Source organism: Prevotella sp. S7 MS 2, from assembly GCF_000762865.1.
Taxonomy (GTDB): Bacteria; Bacteroidota; Bacteroidia; order Bacteroidales; family Bacteroidaceae; genus Prevotella.
Window position 1 is genome coordinate 25387 of record NZ_JRPT01000056.1, and the last position, 8691, is coordinate 34077.

The window sequence follows — 8691 nt, forward strand, 5'->3', positions numbered from 1 at the left end:
ATGACTCAACATCAAAATAATACTTTAACAGTATATCGGGCTAGCGCAGGTTCGGGAAAGACATTCACGCTTACTATAGAATATATCAAATTACTAATTGATGAAAATGTCAACTATAAATCAATTTTAGCTGTTACCTTCACAAATAAAGCTACCGAAGAGATGAAACTACGTATTCTTGGGCAGCTTTATGGGATTTGGAAAAACCAACTAGCTAGCAAGCCTTATTTAGACAAGATTGCAGCCGAAACAAAACTACCAATAAAAATCATAATGAATCGTTGTGGTCAAGCCCTCCATAACCTTCTACACAACTATAACTATTTTAAGGTAGAGACCATTGATGCCTTTTTCCAAACCATTTTGAGAAATCTTGCTAGAGAACTAGAACTCTCGGCAATACTTAACGTAGGGCTCAATGATATTCAAATCGAACATCAGGCAACTGACGAACTAATAGACCAATTAGAAAAAGGCAATAAAATCATCTATTGGATTCTTGACTATATTCAAGAAAATATGGATGATGGCAAATCTTGGAATGTCATTGGAAAAATCAAGTCGTTTGGGGAGAGTATCTTTAAAGAGTACTATAAGCAACATAGTGAAAAGCTCCGTGCCACCATTGGTGATGATAAGTTTTTCTATCAATATACGAAGGAGATTAAAAAGATTCAGCAAGAAGCTAAAGATAAAATGGCTGCTCAAGCACAAATATTCTTTGATATAGTAGAAAAGCATGGATTTAATATTAATGATTTTAGTAAGGGAGACAGAGGGGCATGCGGCTATTTTCTAAAATTAAAATCTGGAGAGTTTTGGGAAGATGAAAAGATCTACAATAAATCAGCTCAAAACGCATCAGAAAACCCTGATGCATGGGTAACTAAAAAGTTCTGTAAAGATGGAGAGCCTATTTATGAATTAGCAAAAACTCAACTTTCTCCCCTCCTCCACACAACAGAATCAATAAGAGTAGTAGAAGCACGTAATTATAAAAGTGCCACACTTACCCTTCGACACATGTACCAATTGAGACTATTAAATAGTATAGAAAACAAGGTTCATGAAATCAACCAACTATCAAATAGGTTTTTGTTAAGTGATACCCAAACATTGCTCTCACAGATGATACAAGGAAACGATGCTCCATTTATTTACGAGAAGATAGGTTCGCAGCTAGAACATATTATGATAGATGAGTTTCAAGATACCAGTACTGTCCAATGGCAAAACTTCAAAACACTTTTACTAGAATGCATGAGTCATGGATATAGCCCAAACCTTATTGTCGGAGATGTAAAACAAAGTATTTATCGATGGCGCTCTGGAGATTGGAGACTCTTAAATAATATTACCCAGCAGTTTGAGGATACAGAAACAGTAGCATGCCATTCACTAAGTACTAATTATCGTTCCAACAGAAATATTATAGAATTTAATAATCGCTTCTTCACTCAAGTTGTTGAGGCTGAGTACGACAAACTCACAGAACTAAAAAGTAAAGAAGCCGAAGAGTTGAAAAGGGCATATTCAGATGTTGTCCAAGAAATTCCTGCAGAGAAAGAACCTAAGGGGCTCATTAAAATAGAGCTACTTAATTCTAACGATTTGTATCAAGAGGCCATGCTTCAAAGCGTTGCAGACACGATTCACACTCTTCTGGTAAATGGCGCTCAAATACATGACATTGCTATTCTTGTAAGAGACAACAAAGGCATACAAACCATCAGTGAATACTTTACAGCTACATGGCCCGACATCCCAATAGTTTCAGACGAAGCCTTTCGGTTAGATTCATCTATAGCTGTAAATATTCTCATAAATGCCATGAAAGTTATCGCGCGACCGGATGACCTTATTGCTAGAGCTTTTTTATCCAAGGCATATAATACTTATATAAAGAATGTAACTAGCAATGTAGTAATCGAGAAATCAGAACATATCAACGACATATTGCCAAAACAATTTTCAGAACATATCGAAGAGCTACAACACATGCCGATAAGAGATATGGTCGAAAAGATATATAGCATTTTCCATATCGAGACCATACAGTCACAAAATACATATATCTGTGCATTCTATGATATTTTAGAAAGATATATGCAAGACAATATTCCTGATATTGGCTCCTTTTTAGAGGAATGGGATGACAACTTACATCAAAATACAATACAGACAACCGAAACTGACGGTATTCGACTTATAACAATACATAAAAGTAAAGGATTGGAATTTGACCATGTCATCATTCCGTTTTGTGACTGGAAGTTAGACAGAACCGACAGGCAGATTTGGTGTTCCCCAAAAGAATACCCATACAATCTCCTACCTATCGTCCCTGTTGATTACTCTTCCAAATGGATGGTTGGTTCCATCTATGAAGAAGATTATTATCATGAATATCTACAGAATGTAGTTGATAATATCAATTTATTGTATGTAGCTTTTACAAGAGCCAAAAGAAATTTGTTTGTATATGGCAAACAAGACGATAAAGAATCTGGTCGTTCCAAAGTTATTCAAGACTTTATAGAAGGTTACTCATTTGAAGAAGGTGAACTTGATATTGAGTCTACGGAAAAAAGCCACAAACAAGATGAAGCCAATGTATTTACTCCAAACTATCTTAAGATGGATTTACAAATACAAAATCGCCCTACCATCAATCTTACATTTAGGCAAAGCAATAGTAGCAACGATTTCATTAACAACATGGATAAAGAAATCTCTCTGACGGAGAGAACTAACTATATTCTCCATGGCAATATTTTACACAAAATATTCTCTTCCATCAACACTTCAAAAGATATACCTCAAATTCTTAGCAAACTAGAAATGGAGGGAATATTTGATGACAATGATAGCTCTTTTACTTATGATAGAATATCCAATCTAATTAATAAGCGATTTGAGCATCCTATTATTAAAGAATGGTTTTCTGGCAACTGGCAACTTTTCAACGAATGTAACATCTTACGTTACAATCAGTTGTCCAATATTGTTGAAGTTAGACGTCCCGATCGTGTCATGGTTAACGACAGACAGGTTATTGTAATTGATTTTAAGTTTGGCATTTATCATCCAGAATACGAACAACAGGTAAGGGAATATATAACAATTTTGACTGATATGGGATATACCTATGTTAAAGGTTATCTTTGGTTTGTGTACTCTAATCAAATTAAAGAAGTTAAATAAGAATCATGGCAACATCTTTTTTACATCATGTAGCAGAAAATATCATTCAGAAATTTGGTAACAACCTCTCCCATATTGCAGTGGTTTTTCCAAATAAGAGAGCGTCTTTATTCTTGAATGAAGAAGTAGCTAGAATGGTTGATAGTCCCATTTGGAGTCCTAACTACATTACTATTAGCGATTTATTTTGTAAACATTCCACATTAAAGATTGCCGATTCTATTAAGCTAGTCTGTGATTTACATAAAGTATTCGTATCATGTACCCAATCAATAGAAACATTAGATCAGTTTTATAGCTGGGGACAAATATTATTAAACGATTTTGATGACATTGATAAAAACATGGCATCAGCCCAAACACTTTTCACCAATCTCAAAGATATACACAGGCTGGACGATTCATCTTATTTAAATGAAGAACAGATACAAACTTTAAAGAAGTTTTTTTCCAATTTCCCTGCAGATCACCAATCTCTCTTAAAGCAGAGATTTGAAAACCTATGGAATCATCTTGATACCATTTATAATCAATTTAGAGATACTCTTCGGTCGCAAGGGTTAGCCTATGAAGGACAATTATATAGAGAGGTGGCTGAAGATAATAATATAGTTTTTCAATACGATTATTATCTTTTTGTTGGATTCAACATGATGCAAAAGGTTGAATTACAACTCTGCGACAGGCTAAAAAAAGAAGGAAAAGCATTCTTCTATTGGGATTTTGACAATAGCTATATCTCTCATCAAAATGAAGCAGGATACTATATTGCTCAGCATCTTATGCGTTACCCAAATGAGTTGGATACTATTTCTGCCGAAATATATAATAATATGTCTAGCCCAAAGGACTTTTCATTTATAGCTTCCCCTACAGAGAATATGCAAGCTAGATATGTTGGTCAATGGTTACGCGATAGCAATCGTATAAAAGCTGGCAAGAAGAGTGCTATTGTTTTATGTAATGAGAATCTATTACCAACTATTATTCATAGCATACCAGCAGAAGCAGAGCAGATAAATATTACTACAGGTTATCCTTTGCAACTTACTCCCATAGCCTCCTTAATACGATTACTCGTAGTACTCCAACTACAAGGATACAGAAGAGATACACAAAAATTTCGAACACATTGGATAGAGAAAGTCTTACGACATCCTCATGCAAGATTAATCACATCATATACAAGGGAATTATTAGATCACATACATCAAAAAAGACAATTCTATTTTTCTACTGATGAGTTGTCAATAACCGAAGATTTAAAGCACCTCTTTACATTCCATGATAACATTGGCGAAATAACAACTTGGCTAGTTCAAATTCTCAAACAAATAGGCATCAACTATGCTAGAGACAGCAAAGAGGGAGTCGAGGAAACTTCTCCTTTCTTTCAAGAATCGATTTTCAAAACTTATACCCTTGTAAATCGTTTGTTTGGACTTGTTATAAATGGTGATCTAGATGTTGACCTTACAACATTTCAAAAGCTGTTAAATCAACTTATACAGACCACTACCATTCCTTTCCATGGAGAACCTGCAGTAGGTATCCAAGTCATGGGAGTCCTCGAAACTAGAAATCTAGACTTTGACCACCTATTGATACTCTCATGCAACGAAGGTAATATGCCTAAGGGGATTCATGATACATCTTTCATACCTTATTCTATTAAAAAGGCTTTCAACCTTACTACAATAGATAATAAGGTGTCTATTTATGCATACTATTTCAATAGACTACTTCAGCGAGCTAAAGATATAACCATCACGTATAATAACTCTACGACAGACGGACAAACTGGAGAGATGAGTAGATTTATGCTCCAGCTCTTAGTAGAAAGCCCCCATAATATTAAGCGTTACATCATGAATTCTGATAAAGCTCCTAGTCCGGGGATAGCTAAACAGATTTCAAAAGAAGGAGAAGCTTATGATATACTAACAAATATAGAACGCTTATCACCCACGGCAATTAACACCTACATCAGATGCCAATTAAGGTTTTATTATAGATATATAGCCGGCATAGCAGAACCAGATAACGCCGATGATGAGGGAGTAGACAATCGCGTCTTTGGTAATATTTTTCATAAAGCAGCAGAATTATTTTATCAACCATTCTTGGAGCAACAGCGTTTAGTTACGAAATCAGATTTGGAGCAGGTTATTCAAGGAAAAGATCGTCTAAAATTAGAATACTATATAGATGAAGCCTTTAGAACCGAACTCTTTAAGACGTCGAATCAGGTAAAATTAGAATATAGCGGTTTACAGTTTATCAATCGTGAAGTACTATTGACCTATCTTAGACAATTGTTAAAATTGGATGTAAAGCATACTCCTTTTAGAATTTTGGGATTAGAAAAAAAAGTTGAGACTTCTATTGAACTTAATACAGAAAGAGGGAAAAAGAATTTGGTACTTTATGGGAGTATCGACCGCTTAGATCGTATTGAAGCTATAAATCAAGAGTCTTCTATCCGTGTCATAGATTACAAGACCGGTAGCAATGACAAGATGAGTGTTAAAGATGTAGAAAGCATTTTTGCCGGTACGAATTTAAAAAATCATACAGATTACTTTCTGCAGGCAATGCTTTATGCCATAATTGTTAGAAATGACAATAAGGAAAATCCTTCAAACTTGCCTGTATCCCCTTCCCTGTTATTCATCCAACATGCAATCAAAGAAGACTTTGAATCTACTCTAAAAATCAATGGTAATAGGATTTCGGACATACAAGACTATAGCCATATATATAGAGAATTATTGAAACAGAAGCTAGAAGAATTATTTAATTCGCACATACCATTTTCTCCTACTAGCGACAATAATCGGTGTATAAATTGTCCTTATCTGAAAATTTGCAAGTGTTGAATTATATACATTCAAATATTATGAGTACCTTTGCACATCAAATTTAAAATCAATGAAAGCATTAAAAGACAGAATTCTCAAAGATGGCCAATGTTTTCCGGGTGGAATTCTAAAAGTAGACAAGTTTATTAACCATCAGATGGATCCTAATCTGATGAAACAAATTTCAATAGAACTAATAAGAAGATATGCTTCTACTGAAATTAATAAAATTCTCACAGTTGAAGCTTCTGGTATAGCTCCGGCCATTATGATGGGCTTCCTATTGGATTTACCTGTAGTTTTTGCCAAGAAAAAGATGCCATCAACAATGAATAACATGCTTTCAACTACAGTTTTCTCTTTCACTAAACAGCGCGAATACCATGTTGTCATTTCTAAAGATTATCTCACAAAAGACGACAAGGTACTATTTGTCGACGACTTCCTTGCTTATGGCAATGCTGCCAAAGGAGTCATTGCTCTATGTAGACAAGCGGGATGCGAATTAGTGGGTATGGGATTTATAATCGAAAAAGCTTTCCAACATGGACGTGATGTCATTGAGGCGGAAGGTGTCAGATGCGAGTCCTTGGCTATTGTAGACTCTCTTGATAATTGTGAAATCAAATTAAGAGATGAATAAAAACATGGCTAACAACTATTCACCAAAAGAACTTATCTACGGTCTTAACGATCGTCCACCACTCAAAGAAACTCTTTTCGCAGCACTACAGCATCTACTGGCTATCTTCGTAGCAATCATTACCCCACCTTTGATTATTTCAAGTGCTCTAGGATTTGATCTTGGAACTACCGGTTTCCTCGTTTCCATGTCATTATTTGTATCAGGTATCGCTACATTTATACAATGCCATAAGCTAGGTCCTGTCGGTACTGGTTTACTATGTATTCAAGGTACTAGCTTCTCTTTTATTGGTCCTATTATCGGAGCAGGAGCTTTAGGCATGGTTTCTGGTAAACTAAACACGGAATTAGCCCTTAGCTACATCTTTGGAGCTTGTATGGTTGCTTCTGTTGTAGAAATGCTTATCAGCCGTTTACTGAAATATACACGTAAAATTATCACTCCTTTAGTATCTGGCATTGTAGTAACGCTCATCGGTATGAGTCTTATTAAAGCCGGTATTAATTCTTGCGGTGGTGGCGCTGCAGCCCAAGCTAATGGTACCTTTGGAAGCCTTACCAATCTTGCACTCGCCACATTGGTTCTTGTCTCTATTATACTATTCAACAGAAGTAGCAATAGATTTCTTCGTATGTCATCTATAGTTTTGGGACTATTGATAGGATGTGGAGTAGCTATTGGACTCAATATGATTAATTTTAGTGAGATAAGTTCATACAACCATTTTAACATTCCTGTCCCATTTAAATATGGACTAAATTTTGATATTTCAGCAATCATTTCACTGGGACTTATTTACTTAATTACAGCCATCGAGGCTTATGGTGACATCACTGCCAACTCTATGATTTCCGGAGAACCGGTAGAAGGTCCTGTTTTTATAAAAAGAGCCTCCGGTGGTATCCTCGCCGATGGTTTTAATTCTTTCCTTGCAGCTATATTTAATTCTTTCCCTAACTCCATCTTTGCACAAAATAATGGTATGATTCAACTTACGGGTGTTGCATCAAGATATGTTGGATACTTTATTGCAGCCGCATTGGTTGTACTAGGCCTGTTCCCTATTGTAGGATTGATCTTCTCGTTAATTCCCGATCCGGTTCTTGGTGGTGCTACCCTCCTCATGTTCGGAACAGTAGCTGCCGCAGGTATTAAGATTATTGCGTCTACTAGGCTCAATAGAAAAGCTATATTAGTGATTGCACTTAGCTTTGCTATGGGACTCAGTGTTGAAATGGTGCCGGGAATACTTGACCAAATGCCTGAAACTATCAAGAATATATTCTCTTCTGGTATTACAACCGGTGGTCTTACTGCTATTCTTGCAAATGCTTTCATCCATATCAAAGAAGAACAGGAATAATAGATTTGTCGCGATGCAATAGATATTGTGATTGCACCGTAAAGACTCTGATAAAATCAGAGTAAAATGGCATATCTTCAAAAATTAAAAATAGGAATTTTGCTCATGTTGGTGGTAATAACGTCTGTAACTTCATGTAGCAATGACAATGATACAGAAGAAGCCGTTTTACATCAGAGCTACGTTCAAGGGAAACTCAACAATCAGAATATTGTGATGAACGATATCAATGCTAATATACTGATTGACAGATCTAATTTTGACTTCAGTTCTGGAAAGCAAACAGATATTCCCGCATGGTTTGATTGGGAAGTGAAGTTGATTGAGACAAAAGACTCGGTCATCACACTACATCTGCATGTTGAAGATGTAAAGAAGACCTACGATGTAATATATTCTCCAAACGATAAAGAACCTATTAAGACCAAAACTACTTGCTACGCTACGGTCAAAGATTTAAAGAATAATACGACATCTATCTACCATCCTACACATTCATCACCTATAAAAATTGTGTGGAAAACATTTATGATGACGGTCGATAAAGGCTATAAAAATTCAACAAAACAGTATGAATACAAATTGAATTTTACCGGGCATAGATGGGCCGGGTATCC

Annotated in this window: 5 protein-coding genes; all 5 read left to right on the forward strand. The window is 35.6% G+C overall.

The genetic code is table 11. The features are described 5' to 3' along the window. Positions 1-3204: an exodeoxyribonuclease V subunit beta gene (locus tag HMPREF0671_RS09250; protein ID WP_036899825.1), complete on the forward strand. Its 3204-nt coding sequence runs from the start codon at positions 1-3 to the stop codon at positions 3202-3204. A 5-nt stretch (positions 3205-3209) separates the two neighbouring features. Beyond that, a complete protein-coding gene (locus tag HMPREF0671_RS09255; RefSeq protein WP_036899827.1) occupies positions 3210-6083 on the forward strand; it encodes a PD-(D/E)XK nuclease family protein in 2874 nt (957 codons plus the stop codon). A gap of 52 nt (positions 6084-6135) precedes the next feature. After that, the gene (gene xpt, locus HMPREF0671_RS09260; RefSeq protein ID WP_036899830.1) at positions 6136-6708 is read left to right on the forward strand and encodes a xanthine phosphoribosyltransferase; all 573 of its coding nucleotides are present in this window, start codon (positions 6136-6138) and stop codon (positions 6706-6708) included. Continuing rightward, the gene (locus tag HMPREF0671_RS09265; RefSeq protein WP_232223192.1) at positions 6701-8074 is read left to right on the forward strand and encodes a nucleobase:cation symporter-2 family protein; all 1374 of its coding nucleotides are present in this window, start codon (positions 6701-6703) and stop codon (positions 8072-8074) included. The genes xpt and HMPREF0671_RS09265 overlap by 8 nt, the downstream gene beginning before the upstream one ends. A 66-nt stretch (positions 8075-8140) precedes the next feature. After that, on the forward strand, positions 8141-8691 hold a 551-nt coding region (locus tag HMPREF0671_RS09270), incomplete at its 3' end, for a hypothetical protein (RefSeq protein WP_232223193.1).

What these genes read in the sequence shown, in the direction of transcription:
- HMPREF0671_RS09250 (WP_036899825.1), top strand. Translation starts at nt 1, where the DNA reads ATGACTCAACATCAAAATAATACTTTAACAGTATATCGGGCTAGCGCA.
- HMPREF0671_RS09255 (WP_036899827.1), top strand. Translation starts at nt 3,210, where the DNA reads ATGGCAACATCTTTTTTACATCATGTAGCAGAAAATATCATTCAGAAA.
- xpt (WP_036899830.1), top strand. Translation starts at nt 6,136, where the DNA reads ATGAAAGCATTAAAAGACAGAATTCTCAAAGATGGCCAATGTTTTCCG.
- HMPREF0671_RS09265 (WP_232223192.1), top strand. Translation starts at nt 6,701, where the DNA reads ATGAATAAAAACATGGCTAACAACTATTCACCAAAAGAACTTATCTAC.